The sequence below is a fragment of the Microbacterium sp. RU33B genome (assembly GCF_900155915.1).
Classification (GTDB): Bacteria; Actinomycetota; Actinomycetes; order Actinomycetales; family Microbacteriaceae; genus Microbacterium.
Genome location: NZ_FTPO01000004.1, coordinates 63,836 through 80,286, shown reverse-complemented (window position 1 = coordinate 80,286; position 16,451 = coordinate 63,836). Strand labels below are relative to the sequence as shown.

At 70.6% G+C, this 16,451-nt stretch carries 13 protein-coding genes; 2 read left to right on the top strand and 11 right to left on the bottom strand.

From position 1 onward, the window contains the following. Together B0B14_RS16110 and B0B14_RS16105 are read right to left on the bottom strand one after the other, a co-directional pair. The coding region (locus tag B0B14_RS16110; protein WP_218642097.1) for an alpha/beta hydrolase at positions 1 to 497 on the bottom strand (497 nt) is incomplete at its 3' end. 75 nt (positions 498 to 572) lie between these two features. Then, positions 573 to 1,340 (bottom strand): aminoglycoside adenylyltransferase domain-containing protein, encoded by a 768-nt coding sequence (locus B0B14_RS16105; RefSeq protein WP_076683829.1) that lies wholly within the window; start codon positions 1,338 to 1,340, stop codon positions 573 to 575. 417 nt (positions 1,341 to 1,757) lie between these two features. On the opposite strand from B0B14_RS16105, the gene B0B14_RS16100 reads away from it, so the two are divergent. Continuing rightward, positions 1,758 to 1,985 carry a DUF1653 domain-containing protein gene (locus B0B14_RS16100; protein ID WP_076683827.1) on the top strand — a complete coding sequence of 76 codons (228 nt, stop codon included), beginning with the start codon at positions 1,758 to 1,760 and terminating at the stop codon, positions 1,983 to 1,985. 84 nt (positions 1,986 to 2,069) lie between these two features. Here the strand turns inward: B0B14_RS16100 and B0B14_RS16095 are convergent, their stop codons facing one another. Beyond that, on the bottom strand, positions 2,070 to 4,187 hold the full coding sequence (locus B0B14_RS16095; protein ID WP_076683825.1) for a DEAD/DEAH box helicase: 2,118 nt from the start codon (positions 4,185 to 4,187) through the stop codon (positions 2,070 to 2,072). 87 nt (positions 4,188 to 4,274) lie between these two features. Between B0B14_RS16095 and B0B14_RS16865 the strand changes: the two genes are divergently transcribed. Next, entirely contained in the window at positions 4,275 to 4,409 is a 135-nt protein-coding gene (locus B0B14_RS16865; protein WP_256714432.1) for a hypothetical protein, read from the top strand. Between the two features lie 36 nt (positions 4,410 to 4,445). Here B0B14_RS16865 and B0B14_RS16635 read toward each other — a convergent pair whose 3' ends face one another. The 8 genes from B0B14_RS16635 to B0B14_RS16055 all read right to left on the bottom strand — a co-directional run bounded on the left by B0B14_RS16635 (position 4,446) and on the right by B0B14_RS16055 (position 16,428). Further along, complete coding sequence (locus B0B14_RS16635; RefSeq protein WP_076683822.1) at positions 4,446 to 5,621, bottom strand: ice-binding family protein; 1,176 nt, start codon at positions 5,619 to 5,621, stop codon at positions 4,446 to 4,448. A 149-nt stretch (positions 5,622 to 5,770) separates the two neighbouring features. Continuing rightward, a complete protein-coding gene (locus tag B0B14_RS16085) occupies positions 5,771 to 7,549 on the bottom strand; it encodes a DUF5605 domain-containing protein (protein WP_076683819.1) in 1,779 nt (592 codons plus the stop codon). 55 nt (positions 7,550 to 7,604) lie between these two features. Then, positions 7,605 to 9,128, bottom strand: coding sequence for a glycoside hydrolase family 43 protein (locus B0B14_RS16080; RefSeq protein ID WP_076683817.1), 1,524 nt, complete (start codon positions 9,126 to 9,128; stop codon positions 7,605 to 7,607). 24 nt (positions 9,129 to 9,152) lie between these two features. Beyond that, on the bottom strand, positions 9,153 to 10,286 hold the full coding sequence (locus tag B0B14_RS16075; protein ID WP_076683815.1) for a serine hydrolase domain-containing protein: 1,134 nt from the start codon (positions 10,284 to 10,286) through the stop codon (positions 9,153 to 9,155). Between the two features lie 4 nt (positions 10,287 to 10,290). Further along, positions 10,291 to 12,570, bottom strand: a complete 2,280-nt coding sequence (locus tag B0B14_RS16070) for a beta-glucosidase (protein ID WP_256714434.1) — start codon at positions 12,568 to 12,570, stop codon at positions 10,291 to 10,293. Positions 12,571 to 12,776: 206 nt separating this feature from the next. Then, positions 12,777 to 13,628, bottom strand: a complete 852-nt coding sequence (locus B0B14_RS16065) for an ATP-binding cassette domain-containing protein (protein ID WP_076683805.1) — start codon at positions 13,626 to 13,628, stop codon at positions 12,777 to 12,779. Next, positions 13,625 to 15,490: a dipeptide/oligopeptide/nickel ABC transporter permease/ATP-binding protein gene (locus tag B0B14_RS16060; protein ID WP_076683803.1), complete on the bottom strand. Its 1,866-nt coding sequence runs from the start codon at positions 15,488 to 15,490 to the stop codon at positions 13,625 to 13,627. Before B0B14_RS16060 ends, B0B14_RS16065 begins: the two co-directional genes overlap by 4 nt. Next, the gene (locus B0B14_RS16055) at positions 15,487 to 16,428 is read right to left on the bottom strand and encodes an ABC transporter permease (RefSeq protein ID WP_076683801.1); all 942 of its coding nucleotides are present in this window, start codon (positions 16,426 to 16,428) and stop codon (positions 15,487 to 15,489) included. The genes B0B14_RS16060 and B0B14_RS16055 overlap by 4 nt, the downstream gene beginning before the upstream one ends. Positions 16,429 to 16,451 lie beyond the last annotated feature (23 nt).

The window sequence follows — 16,451 nt, the reverse complement described above, 5'->3', positions numbered from 1 at the left end:
ACGCCCTCGTCGCGAAGAGCCAGCGCCGTGGACAGGGCGATCTGGCCGCCTGCGGAATCGCCCGCCAGGCAGGTCGCCCCGTATCTGTCGATACTCCTGCGCACCAGGGCACGCACCTTCTCGCGCGCCCCCGCAGCAGTGCCGAACGGTATCAGCGGATAGATCGGGACGGTCACCGCCACCGACGCCTCCGCGGCGATTCGGGCGGCGAGATGCCAGTGCTGGTGGACGACCTCGTTTACCCACCCACCACCATGCACGTACACGGCGGCGCCTCGCGCGTCCGCGGGAAGGATCGTGTAGACCGGCCATCCCTCGAATATCTCCACGCCGACCCGGAGGCCGCGCCTCAATCGCGACGGCGGTCCATACGGCCTCGGCCGGAGCTCGCGTTCCCGAATGCGCCGCCTCGCGCCCTCCGCCGTGACGAAGGCGCGGTTCGCACGCATCATCCTCAGCGCGACCGGCACCAGCGCATCGGGCAGGGTGATCGGCACGTTTCCAGCATCACACGGCGCCGGAGCAAAGCCAACGCTCGTCTGTCGCAACAGGATGCCCGGCGGTCGTCGCCTTCAGCTTGTGGTGTGCGCGTCTGTGTGGATAAGGTGCGTCATCTGAGCGACGTAGCCGTTCAGGGCTGAGGACATCTGCGTCCAGTCGTCCATGGCTTCGCCGCGGTACGCAGCGGCGGCGAGGCGCAGCATTCGCGCTTGGTCCGGTGGGGCTGTCTGAGCGGCACGCTCGGCTGCGACATCCTTCGGGACGAACCGCCCATCGGACAAGGTTGCCTGCATCCGCGCGAGGGTGAGCACGACATTTCTCTCATCGCCGACCAGGTCTTCCAGAAGACCGGGCAGCGCCCGTCGGATTGCGAGGCGGACCGCGTCGACGGGAACCACGGGAAGAATCGCTTCGGGCGCCGGGCCGTAGAGAGAAGCCCCCGACTCGCGTGCCATCGCGAGAAGAAGAGTCCCATCCGGATCCACGTGCGGCCCGGGCAGTGACCCGGCGACGGTATCGTCGCGGAGCCATTCACCGTACTGCAGCTGCACGACCGGGTTCCATGGGTCGACGTTCCGTAGCATCACGGTGAGTTCGACGGGACGCGCCGGGCCATCATGCGCGCGTCGCCCCGACACCTTCAGCAGGCCACCGATCGAGTCATCGCGCGTAGCGTCTCGAAGCGGCTCGGTGGTGATGGCGAGCAGATCCACGTCGCTGTCGGGACGCAGACCACCGGCAACGGCGGAGCCGTAGAGAATCAAGCCGACCAGGTCACCTGATAGCGCGTGCCGAACAATGGCCGCCGGCCGAGCCGTCTCATCATCCAGATGCTGCATGCTGCCATTGTCCTCACACAACGCGCCGCCCGGTGCCGAGGAGGATCCCGATGCGCGCGTTGCCGGAGGTGGCCTGGTCTCGTACGACGAAGCACTCGATGAGGAATGCCACGCGGATGGCCAGACCAACGACGAAGCCCCCGCTCGACAACATCGGGCGGGGGCTCGTTTGGGTATCTCAACGATCGCGGCTCATAATCTGTGTCCTTCCCTCGGGATAGCGAATCTAGCCATCGGCGCGGACTTTGACAATGGCTCTCGTCACGTCTCCTCACGGATCAGACGAATGGTTGTTCGCTGTTGCCCGTGTGCGCGAGAGTCTGAAGCCCGGCGCCTAGCCCTGTGAGGGACGCTCCTTCGCGCTTCGGAGTGGATGTCTCCGCATATCGTGATCTTGGAACCACGTACGATCACGGAATGACGTCACCGACGCCCGCCACGGTCGAGCCCGGCATCTACCAGCACTTCAAAGGCGCGCGCTACGAGGTGATCGGTGTGGGGCGGCACAGCGAAACCGATGAGCAGCTCGTCTTCTATCGCAAGCTCTACGACGACTACAGCTTCTGGGTGCGACCCCTCGGCATGTTCCAGGAGCCCGTGAGCCGAGACGGTTACCAAGGCCCCCGGTTCATCCGCATCGCCTGACGACAAGACGGGACACCCGACCGGCTCAGGGTCGCGCAAGACCGTTGTTGCCGGGCCCTAGCCGGAAACCCGATGACCGTCGCGTCAGCCGCGCAGCGCGAGGGCGAACGGGAGCACGCCGGTCGCGCCGGAGCGGCGCAGCTCCCGAGCGGCCACCGTCAGCGTCCATCGGCTGTCGACCAGGTCGTCGACCAGCAGGATCGGGCCGGCAGGCACGTCGAGGCCGGCGGCGCTGAAGCGATCCCACACGCCCGCGAGCCGGAAGGCGCTGTTGCCACCGGGTGCGCCGGTCGGACCACCCGACACGGAGTCGATCGCCCCCAGGAACGGCATCCGGCCGATGTCGGCGATGCCCCTAGCGAGTGACGCCACGAGCTGCGGCTTGGCGCGCGACGGCATCGCCACGACGGCGACCGGCCGCTCGGCCCAGCCCCAGTCGGCCAGCACCCGCACGCACGCGGCGAGCACGTTCGGAGGCACCGGGGCGTCGGCCGCGCCGGCGGCGAACATCTCGCGCAGTACTGATCCCCACCCGAGGTCGGTGAGGCGTGCCAGCGCCCGGCCGTCGTCGGCCTGCTCGTCGGCAGGGATGCGTCCGCGCACCGGTACGCCCAGCGAGTCGGCCCCCGTGGGCCACTGGCGACGCGGCTCGATCGGCACTCCGACGCGGTCGAGTGCGGCGGAGGCGGCAGCCGTGGCATCCGTCCCGATCTCGACGGGGAACCAGACTCCCGCACAGGTGTCGCAGCGACCGCACGGCGCCGCGGTGTCGTCGTCGAGGGAGCGCTGCAGGAACTCCATGCGGCATCCGCGCGTCTGCTCGTAGTCGATCATGTGATGCTGCTCGGCGACGCGTTCGGCGGCGATGCGCTCGTAGCGCTCCTCGTCGTAGGTCCAGGGCAGTCCGGTCGCGATCCACCCGCCTTGAACGCGCTCCACGGCGCCGTCGACGTCTAGCACCTTCAGCAGCAGCTCGAGCGGAGTGCGACGGATGTCGACCTGCGCCTCGAGTGCGGGGGTCGACAGCGGGCCGCCGGATGCCGAGAGGGCGGCCAGCACGCGCTCGGCGCGCTCGCGGTCGGGCATCGACGCCGTCGCGAAGTAGTGCCAGATCTCACGGTCTTCGGTGCCGGGGAGGAGCAGGACGTCGGCGGAGGCGGTCGCGCGTCCGGCGCGACCGACCTGCTGGTAGTACGACACCGGCGACGAGGGCGCCCCGAGGTGCACGACGAAGCCGAGGTCGGGCTTGTCGAATCCCATGCCCAGCGCGCTCGTGGCGATGAGCGCCTTGACCTTGTTGTCTTTCAGGAGCGCCTCCGACTCCTCGCGCTCATCGGGATCGGTCTGCCCGGTGTAGGCGCGCACGTCGAATCCGCGCTCGCGGAGCAGGCGGGCCGTGTCGTTCGCCGCGGCGACGGTGAGCGTATAGATGATCCCCGAGCCCGGGAGATCGCCGAGGTGGCTGATGAGCCACGCGAGCCTGCTGGGGGAGTCGGGCAGTCGCAGCACTCCGAGCCGCAGCGACGTGCGGGCGAGCGGGCCGCGGATGACGAGCACCTCGGGGGAATCGGCATCCTCGCCTCGCACCCCCAGCTGCTCCGCGACATCCGCCACGACGCGGCTGTTGGCCGTCGCCGTCGTGGCGAGAACGGGCACCCCCGAGGGGATGCGCGCGATCAGGTCGCGCAGTCGACGGTAGTCGGGGCGGAAGTCGTGGCCCCAGTCGCTGATGCAATGCGCCTCGTCGACGACGAGGAGTCCGATCCGGGGCACCAGCTGCGGAAGCTGCTCTTCGCGGAACGACGGATTGTTCAGGCGCTCCGGCGACACGAGCAGCACATCGACCTCGTCGCGGTCGAGCTGCGCGAGCACGTCGCGCCACTCGTGCGGATTCGTCGAGTTGATCGCCACCGCCCGCACGCCTGCCCGCCGCGCGGCCGCGATCTGATCGCGCATGAGGGCGAGCAGCGGCGACACCAGCACCGTGGGCCCTGCGCCGCGACGGCGGAGCAGCAGCGTCGCGACGAAGTAGACCGCCGACTTGCCCCACCCGGTGCGCTGCACCACGAGGGCTCGGCGGCCGCCCTCGACCAGCTCTTCGATGGCCTCGAACTGCCCGTCGTGGAAGTCGGCGTCGCCGTGCCCGACGAGGTCGCGCAGGACGTCGAGCGCCTGGGCCCGGGCAGAAGTGGTCGAGGTCATGCGCTCCACCCTGCCTCATGCCACGGACGCCGCGTGACCCCGGGTGACCCCGGGCCGGCCCGCCGTGCCGCGTCGTAGGCTGACGGCATGACCGTGCCCGACCCTCGATCCTGCCCCACGTGCGGCGACGAGCTCAGGTTCGAGATCCTCGACGACGAGCGCTTCCTGGTGGCGTGGTCGTGCGTGAACTGCGGGCTGATCCGCACGACCGAGCCGGTCTGACCGAGGGGACGCCGCGACCGCAGCGCGGCGCCGCGCTCAGTCCGGCAGGCCGATGTGCGTGGCGCGTCGCAGCGGAGCGGGGGCGGGGGAGGCGCCGCGGCGCGTGCGATGCCGCCCGATGAGGAACATCATCGATCCGACACTGATCAGCACGATCGAGAGCAGGGCGTTGGGGCCGTCGGCTCCGCTCTCGGCGAGCTGTGCGTCGCCGGCGCCAGAGGCTGCGGCGATCGCGAGGCTGTATGTCGCGACGGCATCGGGTGCGGTCCCGTTGGCCGCCGAGAGCGTGAACGTGAACGTGCCCGCCGTCGTGGGCGTTCCCGTGATCGCCCCGGTGACCGCGTCGAGCGTGAGCCCGGTCGGCAGAGCACCGCTCGCGATCGAGTAGGTCGCGGTCGGCGACGCCGACGACGTGACCGTGTAGGAGTACTCGAGGCCGGTCGTGCCGCCGGTCGGGGAGGCGGAGGTGATCGTGGGGCTCGTGCGCACGGTGCCCGCGGGTGCGCAGCCGGTCGGTGCGATGAGCGTGTTGGTGTCGAGCGTGACGGCGGACGTGAGGGCCAGGAGGCGGCCCGTGATCGTCGCCGCTGTCTGAGCGGTGATCGACTCGCTCGCCATGACCGTGCCGACGAACTGAGCGCCCGGCTCGATCGTGGCGGAGCTTCCGACCTGCCAGAACACGTTGCAGGCGCTCGCGCCGCCCGTGACGATGATCTCGGCGCTGGAGCCGACGGTCAGCGTCGACGCCGCTTGGAACACCCAGACGGATTCGGAGTTCCCCGCGAGGGTCAGTTCGCCGGACAGCGCGAGTTCCCCACCGGAGTACACGCCCGGCACGAGCGACTGCCCGGCGAGGTCGCCCAGCCCGGTCGCCGTCGGCGTCAGGCTCGCCGCGACGCCGTACGCGGTGTCGAGATCGACCTGCGCCTGGGCGGCGACGGCATCCGTCGCGTGGATCGTGCCGTCGACGAGACCCGGGGGGAATCCGTCGATGGCAGACCCCGGGCTGAGGCCCAGGTCGCCGTCGAGCGTGGACGGTCCGGTGTTGGTCACCGTCGACGCGCCGAGCACCGAGAACGTCCCGGCGGTGCCGAGATCGATCGGCCCGTCGATCGTGGTGTCGGCATACGCGGCGGGGCCGGAGAGCACGAGAGCGGCGAGGACGCCGATGGACAGAGCGGAAAGTGCGAGACGTACGGGTGGTTGCAGCACTCGTTCGACCCCCTTCGATAGGGAGGAACAAAGTTCACCGATGAGTCGACAGAATCTGCACCTCACCAAGAACTATCACGGATCCGCGGCCGCAGGTGAGATCCCCGAAACCATGTACCCAGCCGTGACCTCCGCGATGCCCACGGGCGTCACCCGGCGCGGATGACGCGCACCGCCATGAAGGGGCGACCGGGGAGCGGCACCCGCACGGATCCGGTGTGGACGCCGCCGAACCGCTCGATCGTCATGCTCCAGGTGTCGATCACATCGATGGTCCACTCGCCCTCGGGCAGGACGACGTTGCGAAAGCGCGGCCGGTTGAAGCCGAAGTAGCCGATGCGGTGATCGGGCGTCCCGCCCCAGGGCACGTCCCAGTCCGAGGGGAGCGGATCCCAGACGCCACCGGGTGTCTCCGCCAGCAGCTGCTCGAGGAAGCGGATGCGGTCGGGCGAGCCGCCGTGCAGCACGCCGCCCTTCGACCACCACAGCACCTCGTCGTCTCCGGCGGCCGAGGCATCCGTCACTCCTCCCGAGCCGCTCGGGAGATACGTCTCGCCGTGCCCGACGTAGCCTCCTCGGACGGCGCCCTCCCAGAAGCGGCGCACCATCTCCTCCGCCGTGATGTTGCCCCAGCCCTGATCGATGTCGCCCTCATACGCGCACTCGTCGATCACGACCGGCTTGCCCCACCGCTCGCGCCACTCGTCGGTGTTCTCGGCGGTGCGGTAGACGTCGACGCGCTGCACGCTGACGTGCGTGATCCAGGGCTTCCCGTAGTCGTAGAACGGTCGGCAGTTGTGGATCGAGTTCAGATGGCCGAACGGGTCCTCCTCGCCGACGATCTCCGCGAGGCGCTCCCAGTCGTCGGTGTCTTTCGCCCACAGCAGGTCGTACTCGTTCGCCATCGACCACCACACGTTGGCGAATCCGGCCAGCAGGCGCACGACGTAGCGCAGGTACCGCTCGTCGACGTCGGGGCCGAGGTCGGCGAAGCCCCACCGGTCGTATGCATGGAACAGGATGAGGTCGGCCTGGATGCCGAGCGCGGCGAGCTGCGCGATGCGCTGCTCGAGCCGGCGGAAGTGCGCCGGGTCGAACCGGGTCAGGTCGAACCCCTCCGCCAGCGAACCGGGGAACGGGAAGTCGGCCGGTTCGTTGGCGTTGTAGAGGTACGACTTCGGGAACACGCACATGCGGATCTTCGTGAACGGCGCCTCGGCCAGGGTCTCGAGCGTCTGCCGCTGCAGCTCGTCGGGTTGGTGCGTCCACGCGTAGGCGGTCGTGCCGAGCGGCCGATGGCGCGTGCCGTCGGCGTGCGCGAAGTGGAAGCCGTCGATGCGGACGGGCCCGTGCGACGTCTCACGGGGTGAGGTCACCGTGACCACGCCGGTCAGTCCATCGAGCGAGCGAGCGGTGGAGCGGGTCTCGAACGACCACTCGCCCTCGAGATCGGCCAGGGCGCGCACGACGTACGCGCCGTCGCCGTCGTAGAACCCGCCCACGCGGACCGTGGAGGCATCCGGACGCGTGAACACGGCGTCGAGCTCGACGTCGACGAACGGGTTGCCGTGCGAGGGTCCGTCGAAGCGCAGTTCGAGCGGATCCCACTTCGGGGTCGGGCCCGGGAGGGCGACGGATGCCGAGCCCCGCGGCACATCGGCCGCTTCGTACGACGGATCGGCCGCGATCGCGGGTGCGTACGCCGGCCGCTCGACGTCGTCGCCGACCTCGGCGAGCTCGGCCCACAGCTGCCGGCGTGCCTCGGGGTCTTCGAGCGACGGGACGAGGGCGATCAGCGACCCCAGTCGTCCGCCGCGGAACTGCGCGGCCATCGGAGAGGCGGCGAAGCCGGGCATGAGACGCTCGAGCACGGCGCGTGCGCCGGGGTGGTCGAGAGCCTCGCCGAAGGTGGAGCGGCGATCGAACATGGGGTTCCTTCCGGAGGTCAGGCTGCGGCGCGCACCACGGTCGCGCGCTCGGAGGTCATTCGTCGTCTCCCTCGGCGACCCATCGCTCGAAGGCGACCTCGCCGTCCGCGGCGTAGAGGCCGATCACCCGACCGGTGAAGGATTCGGCGACCTCCGACGAGAGGAAGCGACCGTCGACCTCGGCGAGATCGATGCGTTCGCCGCCGAGGGGCGTGAATCCGAGGCGGAAGACGTCGCTGGTCGCGACCATGCGCCAGCCCGATGCCGGACGCGCCGAGTCGAGGTGCAGGTCGACGACGTCGCCCTCGAACGGATGCCTCCACTCCTGCTCGAGCCCCATGAACGACGCACGAGCCGTCACGGAGCCGTTGCCGGCTTCGATCTCGAGGTGGAAGCGCTCTTCGTAGCGCACGGCGATGCCGCCGGCCCCTCGTGCGACGTCGGCGCGCACCGTCACGGTGTTGTTCAGGTGCTCCTGGCGGCGGCCCACGAACACGGGCTGCTCATCCGCGAGGGTCGTTCCGTCGCCGGTCAGCACGAGGCGCCCGTCGGTGAGGGTCGCGACCTCGAGGGGCAGCCGGCGGACGCCGATCCATTCGCCGTCGAGCCCGTCGGCGAAGTCGATCTCCGTCCGCGTGCCGGGGCGCGGGTTCAGATCGACGGCCGCGACCTGCGGCCACCCGTCGGACCAGGTCACCGGGGTGACGAACGTCTCACGGCCGAGCGCCGAGAAGGCGCGCGTGCCGCCGCGCGGGCGCACGCCGAGCAGGACGCAGAGCCAGTCACCGTCGGGGCCCCGCACGAGGTCGCCGTGCCCCGTGTTCTGGATCGGACGCGGGGTGGACCGCGCAGAGACGAGCGGGTTGGACGGCGCGCCCTCGAAGGGTCCCTCCGGTCCGGAACCGCGCGCGATCGAGATCGAGTGGCCGCGCTCGGTCCCGCCTTCCGCGATGAGGAGATACCAGACCCCGTCGACCTCGTACAGGTGCGGTGCTTCGGGGAACATCAGGCCGGTGCCCGACCACAGCGATCGCGGCTCCTCGAGTGCGCGATGGGTGGAGAGGTCGACGGCGACCTGCTGGATGCCGAGGTGCGCAGGCGCGTTGGGGTCGAGCGACCCGGTCAGCTGCAGACCGGAGAACGTCACGTAGCAGGTGCCGTCGGCATGCCACGCGATGTCCGGATCGATGCCCTCGATCGTGCCGTTGCCGTCCTGAGTGAGCAGCACGTCGCCCTCGGACCAGGGGCCGGCGGCATCCGTCGCGGTGAAGTGCAGCATCCCCCGCCCCATCGCGACCGTGATGACGACGTGGAACACGCCATCGTGATGGCGGATGGTCGGCGCCCAGGCTCCGCCGCCGGTCGCGACGTGCGCGACGCCGAGCTGGGCCTCGCTGACGGCGACGTGGCCGATGAGCTCCCACGTCTCGAAGTCGCGCGAGCGGTGGATCGGGATGCCGGGGAGGTATTCGAACGTCGACGTCGCGAGGAACCACTCGGGTCCGTCGGCGCCGTCGACCCGGACGACCGAGGGGTCGGGGTGGAAGCCGTTCAGGAGCGGGTTGAAGAGGGTGGTCATGGCGGGATCTCCGGGGAGGGGCGGTCAGTCGGCGAGGATGCGGCCGAGCTCGGCGGCGAGGGCGACGGCGCGCGGATCGGCGCCGCCGGGCCACGGGCCGCGGGCGATCGTCCACGCGAACGCGAGACCGGTGTCGGGGTCGACGCACGCGAGCGCGCCCATCGCGCCGTCGTGGCCGAACGCGCGCGGGCCGCCGAACGCGAGCTGCTGCGACGGCTTCTGGAACACGATGGCGTGCGCGCGATCGTGCTGGTGGAGCACTTCGTCGTAGCCGCGCACCTGCTGCTGGCCGATCTGCTCGACGGTGTCGCTCGAGAGGAACGGCGTGCCGCCGTCGACGCCCGTGACGGCGGCGGCGAACAGGCGCGCGAGACCGCGTGCGCTGCCCGTGCCGGACGTCGCCGGATGCCCGAACCGCCAGCTGCGCGGATCGTTCGCGGCGTCGATCGGCCCGCCGGGAGGGGTGAACACGACGGGACCGAGCGCGGAGAACGTGCGCACCGCCGTGTCGGACACCGGCTGGATCATCGGCAGCACCGTCGCGCGGCGCGCCTCCTGGTCGGCGGGGAGGCCGAGGAAGAAGTCGATCCCGTGCGGAGCGCGGATCTCCTGCTCGTAGAACTCGTGGAGGGTGCGCCCCGTGACCCGGAAGACGAGCTCGGAGCCGAGGTTGCCGATCGTGATCGCGTGGTAGCCGAACGCGCTCCCCGGGTGCCAGAACGGCGCGCTCGCCGCAAGGCGGTCGGCGGCCGCGTGGTGATCGAGGAGCTCCGTCCACTCGAGCGGCGGCGTGGCCTGCGGCAGCCCCGATTGGTGCGAGAGCAGCTGGCGCACGGTGACGCGCTGCTTGCCCTTCGCCGCGAACTCCGGCCAGTAGTGGGCGACGCGTTCGTCGAGATCGAGCTCTCCGCGCTCCACGAGGAGTCCGACCGAGAGTCCGATCGTGTTCTTCGTGACGGAGTAGGGCACGACGACCGAGTCCTCCGCGAGGTGCGGGCCACCCCAGGCATCCAGCACGACCTCGCCGTGGTGTCGCGCGGCCACCTGGAACGACAGGTCGGGGTCGGCGGCGAGGAACGCGTCGAGGCGTGCGACGACGTCGCCCAGGCGGGCGTCGGCGCCCCCGTGCAGGGGTCCGGTCAGGGTCTCGAGGGTCATCGTGTCAGGCCTTCCAGGTCACGGAGAGGGGGAGGTCGGCGACGGATGCTCCGGCCCGCAGCGTGTACGCGCCGGGCTCGACGACCCATTCGCCGGCCCAGTGCGCGAGACGCCGTGCCGGCACCTCGATCCTCGCAGTGACGGTCTCTCCGGGGGCGGCGTGGACGGTGGCGAAGCCCACGAGCCACCGCACGGGGCGCTCGATCTCCGAGTCGACGCGCTCGGCGTAGACCTGCACGACCTGCCCGCCCTCCCGCTGGCCGGTGTTGGCGAGTGTCACCTCGAGGGTGTCGCCCTCGCGCTGTGCGACGCCCCACGACCACGTCGTGTAGCCGAGACCGTGCCCGAACGGGAACGCCGGCTCGGAGTCGGAGCGCAGCCACGCGCGGTACCCGATGTGGATGCCTTCGGGGTACGCGAGCACGCCGTCCTGCGGCGTGACGTCGGTCACGGGCACGTCGGCGAGGGCGGCGGGCCACGTCGTGGGCAGGCGTCCACCAGGTTCGGCGGCACCCGTCAGCACGTCGGCGATCGCGTGGCCGAACTCCTGTCCGCCGAAGTAGCCCTGCACGATCGCGGCCACCTCGTTCGCCCACGGGAGGACGACGGGCGACCCCGCGTTGACCACGACGATCGTCGGCGTGCCGGTCGCCGCGACCGCGCGCACGAGGTCGTCCTGGCGACCGGGGAGGTCGAGGTTCTCGCGGTCGTACCCCTCGGACTCCACCTTCGAGTTCGTGCCCACGACGACGACCGCCACGCCGGCGGAAGAGGCCGCCGCCGCGGCACGCGCGATCAGCTCGTCGGGGTCGGTCTTCTCGGGCGCGATGCCGAGCGTCAGGCTGAGCGCGCCGTCGAGGGCCCCGGCGCTCTGCGCGCGGGTGAACTCGGCGCGCACCGCGAGCGTGCGTCCGGCGACGACGTCGACCGCCACCGTGAGCGAGGGCGGGTTGAGGAAGGCGGCACCCAGGTCGGTGCCCTCGATGACGGGGGCGTCGTCGAGCACGAGCTCGCCGTCGACGAAGAGCCGGCCGGCGTTGGCTCCGGCGAAGCCGAGCTGGATCTCACCCGACTGCTCGGGGGTGTACCGGGTCTCGAGCACGACGGTGCGGCTCGCCGCGATCGGGGCGTCGCCGCCGAACCACACGAGGGCCGTCGCGCGCCGGTTCTCGACGAACAGCTCGGTGCCGTCCGCGTCGAAGAACGCGACGCGCAGGCCGGGCTCGCCCGTTGCCGGATTCGTCAACTGGGAGAGCGGGATCTCGGCGACGCCCTCCTGAACGACGGCGCCGATCTCGTACGAGACATCCGCTCCGGGCAGCGCCGCGCGGAGGGCGTCGAGCGGCGAGACGACCGACTCGGGGATCACCGTGGCGCTGCCGCCGCCCTGCGTGCGCGCGTCGCGGGCGTTGTGGCCGATGACCGCCACCCGCGAGAGCGCAGCGGGCTCGACGGGCAGGACGCCGTCGTTCTGCAGCAGCACGGTGCCGGCGATCGCGGCGGCGCGCGCGAACGCCGCCGCGTCCAGCGGTGCGGGCTCGATCGCCTGGGAGCCCTCGAGCGCGCCGACGCGCTCGGCGAGGAGCAGGATGCGCAGGACCTTGCGGTCGAGGTCGGCCTCGTCGAGGCGTCCATCGCGGATCGCGTCGACCAGCTCCGCCCATGCGGGGGCGGGGCCGGGCATCGCGAGGTCTTGTGCGGCGGGTACGGAGTCCAGTGAGCGCACGGCGGTCCAGTCGCTGATCACGACGCCGTCGAACCCCCACTCGGAGTTGAGCGGGGTCTCGAGCAGATCGTTCTCGGTCATCGTCACGCCGTCGACGGCGTTGTAGGCGCTCATGATGCTCCACGCACCGGCCTCGACGGCACGCTCGAACGGGGCGAGGTACAGCTCGCGCAGGGCGCGCTCGTCCACCCGCACGTCGACCGTGAACCGGTCGGTCTCGGAGTCGTTGGCCACGTAGTGCTTGGGCGTCGCGGCGACGCCGTTCTCCTGCAGCCCGCGCACGTATGCCGCGCCCAGCTCGGCGGAGAGCTCGGGGTCTTCGCTGAAGCACTCGAAGTGCCGGCCGCCGAGGGGCGAGCGGTGCAGGTTGATGGTCGGGCCGAGCACGACGTCGACGCCCTTGCGGCGGGCTTCGGATGCCGCGGCCGCCCCGTACCGGTACGCGAGATCGACATCCCACGACGCCGCCAGCGCCGATCCCGACGGCATGTTGAGCGACGGCTCGCGCTCGTCCCACCGCGGTCCCCGCACGCCGGCGGGTCCGTCGGAGAGGGTCATGGCCCGCAGGCCGATCTCGGGGAGCGCGACGGTCGTCCAGAAGTCGGCGCCCTGCACGAGCGCGGCCTTCTGCTCGAGTGTCAGGCGGTCGAGCAGGGGGCGGAGGTGGGTCACGGAGTCGGTCACCGGTGGTCCAATCGGGGAGAGGCAGGGCGTGCGAGGGGAGCGGGATGCCGCGGCCGGGCCGACGGCATCCCGCGGAGAGGTCACGCCGAGGCGGTGGCGGACTTCTCGGCGTCGAGGAGCGCGCGACGCGCGATGCGCCGTTCCTCCTGCTTGTCGGGGTCGGGCACCGGGGCGGCCATGAAGAGCCGCTGGGTGTACGGATGCTCCGGAGCCGAGGTCACCCGGTCGCCGTCGCCGCTCTCCACGATCTCGCCGCGGTACATGACGGCCACGCGGTGGCTGACGTGACGGACGACCGCGAGGTCGTGCGTGACGAACAGGTAGGCCACGCCGGTGCGCTCCTGGATCTCGATGAACAGATCGAGCACCCTGGCCTGCGTCGACAGGTCGAGTGCCGACACGGGCTCGTCGCACACGATGAGTCGGGGGCTGAGTGCGAGCGCGCGGGCGATCGCCACGCGCTGACGCTGACCGCCCGAGAACTCGCGCGGCAGCCGGCCGCGGGCGTCCGTGGGGAGCCCGACCTGATCGAGCAGCTCGCGCACGCGCGCCTTGGCGTCGGCCTGGGAGACACCGGTCACGGTGAGCGGCTCGGCGAGGATCTGCTCGATCGTCATCGACGGGTTCAGCGACGAGTACGGGTCTTGGAACACGACCTGGATCTCGGAGCTGAGCGCGCGGCGCGCGCTGCGACCGAGGTGGGAGATGTCCCTGCCGTCGTAGCGGATCGTGCCCTCGGTGACCGGGGCCAATCCGAGCGCCGCCCGGCCGAGGGTCGTCTTGCCCGAGCCCGACTCTCCGACCAGGCCCACGGTCTCGCCCGGCAGGATGTCGAGCGACACGCCCTTGAGCGCGCGGAACGGCTCTGCGCGGAACCCCTTGCCGGGGTATTCGACGACGAGGTCGGTGACCTCGAGCAGCGGAGCGGTCATGCTCGTGCTCCCTTCGTGGCCAGGGGCGGACGGGCGGGACCCTCGTCGAGGATCGCCTCCAGCAGCGTCCGGGTGTACGGATGCTGCGCATCGTGGAAGATCGAGCGCACGGGGCCCTGCTCGACGAACAGGCCGTTCTGCATGACCGTGACGTGATCGCACAGATCGGCGACGACGCCGAAGTTGTGCGTCACGAGGAGCATCGCCATGTGGCGCTCGGCCTGCAGGTCGCGCAGCAGGTCGAGCACTTCGGCCTGCACGGTGACATCGAGCGCCGTGGTGGGCTCGTCGGCGATGATCAGGTCGGGATCGGTGGAGACCGCGCCCGCGATCAGCACGCGCTGGGCCATGCCGCCGGAGACCTCGAACGGGTACGCGTCGAACGTGCGCCGCGGATTCGGGATGCCGACGCGGGCCAGCAGATCGAGCGAGCGCTCCGTGGCATCCCTCTTCGACAGGCCGAGCGTCTTGCGCAGCGGCTCGACGAGCTGGCTCCCGATCGTGAACGACGGATCGAGGTTGCTCATCGGCTCCTGCGGGATGTAGCCGATCCGCTTCCCGCGGACGCCGGCGTAGACCCGCTCCGAGGCATCCGCCAGTTCAGTGCCCTCGTAGCGGATCGAGCCCGATGTGACATGCCCGCCGCGGGGGAGGAGGCCCAGGACGGCGAACGCGGTCTGGGTCTTGCCCGAGCCGGATTCGCCGATGAGGCCGTGCACTTCGCCCTTGCGGATGTCGAGCGAGACGCCGTGGACGACCTCGATGTGCGATCCGTCGGGCTGGTCGTAGCCGACCTTCAGATCGCGGATCTCGAGCACGGTGTCGGCCGTCTTGCTCCGCACGTCGTCCGAGTGGATGATCACGTCGGTGTTCGCGTAGACCGGCGGCTCGTCGGGGTCGACGATGTCACCGCCGCCCGTGGCGATCGACGTCGTGACGGCCGCGACCGATCCGGTGGCGGTCGTGACGGCGCGGCGACGCTTGCGGCGCACCGAGACGGTGCGCTCGAGCTCGTCGCGCATGACGTTGGCGAGCAGCGTCAGGGCGATGCAGGTGAGGGCGATCGCGAGCGAGGGCCACAGCATGAGCAGCGGCTCCTTGTAGATGTTCTTGAAGCCGTCGTTGAGCATCGAGCCCCACGTGGGGACGTTGACGTCGCCGAGACCCAGGAACTCCAGGCCGGACTGGATCGCGATCGCGATGCCCGCGATGATCGCGGACTGGATGATGATCGGAGCCCGCACGACCGAGAGGATGTGGCGGCCGATGATGCGCGTGTCGCTGAGCCCCGAGACCCGCGCGGCGTCGACGTACAGCTCGGAGCGCACCGCGGTGACCGAGGCGTAGACGAGCCGGAAGTACGCGGGGGAGAGCAGGATGCCGAAGATGAACATCGACAGCCACACGGAGGGGCCGAGCACGGCGCGCGCGGCGAGCAGGATCACCATGGCCGGGAGGGCCATGTTGAGCTCGGTCACCCAGGTGGAGGCGGCGTTGAACCACCCCTGGTAGTACCCCGCCATGAGTCCGCTGATCACGCCCAGCACGACGGCGGTGACGAGGGCGATGAGGGCTGCCGCGATGCTCGTCTGCGTCGAGGCGAGCAGGCGCGACAGCACGTCGCGACCCGATCCGTCGGTGCCCAGCAGGTGCTCCGCGCCCGGAGGCTGGAGCACCGCGCGGATGTCGGCGAAGTTCGGATCCTGCGGCGCGATGAGCGGTCCGATGATCGCGACGATGCCGACCAGCGCCAGGAAGATCAGCGACGACAGGCCCAGGGGGCGGCGGATCATGCGGCGGAACAGGTGGACGCGCGCTGGGCCCGTGGTGGGCACGGCCGACGGGACGGCGATGGCGGTCATGAGAGTCGCACCTTCGGGTTGAGGGATGCCTGGGCGAGGTCGATGAGGAGGTTGACGACGATGACGATGATCGCGAACACGATCACCAGGCCCATGACGACGGGGATGTCGCCGAGCGTCGTCGACTTGACCGTGAGCTGCCCCATGCCGGGGATGGCGAAGACCTGCTCGATGATGACCGCGCCGCCGAGGAGCCCGATGAACTGCACGGCCAGCACGGCGAGCGCGGGGCCGCCGGCGTTGCGGAGCACGTGCTTGTAGACGACGGAGGTGGAGCCGAGGCCCCGGGAGCGGAGTGTGCGGACGTAGTCGCGCGACATCGCATCGATGACCGATCCGCGCACCTGCTGGGCGACGGTGGCGATCGCGCCGATCGACAGGGCGACGATGGGCAGTGTCACCGATGACAGCCAACCCCCGACCGAGGTCGTGATCGGGATGTACCCGGTCGCCTTGAACCATCCGAGGTTGATCGCGAACACGAGCACGAGGCCGAGCGCGATGAGGAATCCGGGGATCGCGAAGCCGATGAGGGAGAGGAACTGGATCGTGCCGTCGACGGCGCCGCCGCGGCGGGCGGCCAGAACGCCCAGGACGACGGACAGGATCGCCGAGACGAGCGTCGCGCCGATCACGATGGAGAGCGTCACGGCCAGGCGACCGCTGACGCTGACGCTGACGAGCTCGCCGGTGAAGAAGCTCCGGCCGAGGTCGCCCGTGAGGGCAGAGGTCAGCCACTCCCAGTACTGCACGAGGAGGGGGCGATCGAGGCCGAGCGACTCGGCCTTCTTGGCCACCGTCTCGGCGGTGGCGTTCTCGCCGAGGATGCGGCGGGCGATGTCGCCGCCCGCCATGTAGAGGAGCACGAACGCGAGGAACGAGATCACCGCGATCAGCACGATGCCCGAGGCCAGGCGTCGCAGGATGAATGTGAGCATGATGCCTTCCCGAAGTGTGGTGC

What these genes read in the sequence shown, in the direction of transcription:
- B0B14_RS16105 (WP_076683829.1), bottom strand. Translation starts at nt 1,340, where the DNA reads ATGCAGCATCTGGATGATGAGACGGCTCGGCCGGCGGCCATTGTTCGG.
- B0B14_RS16100 (WP_076683827.1), top strand. Translation starts at nt 1,758, where the DNA reads ATGACGTCACCGACGCCCGCCACGGTCGAGCCCGGCATCTACCAGCAC.
- B0B14_RS16095 (WP_076683825.1), bottom strand. Translation starts at nt 4,187, where the DNA reads ATGACCTCGACCACTTCTGCCCGGGCCCAGGCGCTCGACGTCCTGCGC.
- B0B14_RS16865 (WP_256714432.1), top strand. Translation starts at nt 4,275, where the DNA reads ATGACCGTGCCCGACCCTCGATCCTGCCCCACGTGCGGCGACGAGCTC.
- B0B14_RS16085 (WP_076683819.1), bottom strand. Translation starts at nt 7,549, where the DNA reads ATGTTCGATCGCCGCTCCACCTTCGGCGAGGCTCTCGACCACCCCGGC.
- B0B14_RS16080 (WP_076683817.1), bottom strand. Translation starts at nt 9,128, where the DNA reads ATGACCACCCTCTTCAACCCGCTCCTGAACGGCTTCCACCCCGACCCC.
- B0B14_RS16075 (WP_076683815.1), bottom strand. Translation starts at nt 10,286, where the DNA reads ATGACCCTCGAGACCCTGACCGGACCCCTGCACGGGGGCGCCGACGCC.
- B0B14_RS16070 (WP_256714434.1), bottom strand. Translation starts at nt 12,570, where the DNA reads ATGACCCTCTCCGACGGACCCGCCGGCGTGCGGGGACCGCGGTGGGAC.
- B0B14_RS16065 (WP_076683805.1), bottom strand. Translation starts at nt 13,628, where the DNA reads ATGACCGCTCCGCTGCTCGAGGTCACCGACCTCGTCGTCGAATACCCC.
- B0B14_RS16060 (WP_076683803.1), bottom strand. Translation starts at nt 15,490, where the DNA reads ATGACCGCCATCGCCGTCCCGTCGGCCGTGCCCACCACGGGCCCAGCG.
- B0B14_RS16055 (WP_076683801.1), bottom strand. Translation starts at nt 16,428, where the DNA reads ATGCTCACATTCATCCTGCGACGCCTGGCCTCGGGCATCGTGCTGATC.